The organism is Halalkalibacter lacteus, from assembly GCF_036663595.1.
GTDB lineage: Bacteria > Bacillota > Bacilli > Bacillales > Bacillaceae_D > Halalkalibacter > Halalkalibacter lacteus.
The window spans coordinates 1-260 of record NZ_JAWRVL010000291.1; the positions used below are offsets into that span (position 1 = coordinate 1).

Below are 260 nucleotides of genomic sequence, written 5' to 3' on the forward strand. Positions count from 1 at the left end.
TCTGGAAGCTGCGGAGCAGGTCTGTTCGGGAGGGGATATTGAAGACTGGGAGGTGCTGGATTTGCTCACAAGCCTGATCGATAAATCATTCGTGATTGGAGAAACCCATCGCGGTCATGAGCGCTATCGATTCTTGGAGACGATCCTTAAATTCAGTCAAGAACGGTTGTCGGAAAGCCATGAAACTGAAGAATTCGCTGGCAAGCATGCCGATTATTTCCATAAAATGACAGTGAACTCATATGGCAGGGAGTGGGGAC

1 protein-coding gene is annotated in these 260 nt (G+C 48.5%); it reads left to right on the plus strand.

Annotated features, from left to right (window positions below; translation table 11 throughout):
* Positions 1–260: hypothetical protein (locus SAZ04_RS22395; protein ID WP_332699870.1), on the plus strand; the 260-nt coding region annotated here is incomplete at both ends.